General features: G+C 54.9%; 1 pseudogene. It reads right to left on the minus strand.

Going from position 1 to position 895, the window contains the following annotated elements:
- Window positions 1–895, minus strand: a pseudogene (locus tag ACTHSX_RS10445) (RHS repeat protein); the annotation flags it as partial.

Here is an 895-nt window from a genome sequence, read left to right on the forward strand (position 1 = left end):
CTGCCGTCTGGCTGGATTTCCTGTAAGAGGTGGCTGCCGTCCCAAACGAATCCGGTTTCCTCTTCAAGGCCGTCTGAAACTTCTCCGTTTTTCAGACGGCCTTTGCCTATCCTTCTGCCCAAGGCATCGTAGGTGTACGCCCACGTTTCTTTCGTGCCGTCTTTTTTAAAGATTTCGGCTTTAACCAATTGGTCGTGCAGATCGTAGAAATAGTTCTGCACTTCGCCGTCGGCCAGTTCGCGGTGGATCAGGTTGCCGAAGTGGTCGTAGTAATAGGTCGTGCCGTTATAGGTTTTCAGGCGGTTGTCTGGGACGGTAGGGCTATTGTTATCGGACAGGATATTGTGCGCGGGGTCGAAGGCGAACACTTCGTTGCCGGCTTTGGTAATCCTGTCCAGTTTGTCGTATTCGAAATGCGTCGTCCCCGTCCGTTGGTCGGTACTGTGGGTCAGGTTGCCGGTGCGGTCGTAGCCGTAGCTGCGTTTGACTGCATAAGCCGCCGCTACTTTGGTTTTGCCTTTGCCGCCTTCGGTCAAATCGTTAAGGATGGCGATTTGCCTTTTCAGACGGCCTAAGGGATCGAGTTCGTAGCGGCTGGCGAGTTTACCTTGTGTGCGGAAGATTTCGCGGTGTAGCTTATCGCGCTCGATGTCGGAGATGACTTCGTCGTCGAGGCTGATTTGGTGCAGGTGGCCGCTGCCGTAATACAGATAGTTGATCTGTCTGCCGTCGGGCAGGACGGTGGCGGTACGGTTGCCGTTGAAGTCGTAGTGGTAGCGGATGCTTTCGGTAACGGGCAGGTACAGCATGTCGTACTGCGCATCGCGCCAGTCGGTTTCGGGCAAACCGTTTCGGGCGTTCTCTTCCTTAGTCGGTACTTTCCATTGGTGCTGGC

The organism is Neisseria sp. P0014.S002 (assembly GCF_051958295.1).
Lineage (GTDB): Bacteria > Pseudomonadota > Gammaproteobacteria > Burkholderiales > Neisseriaceae > Neisseria > Neisseria flavescens_B.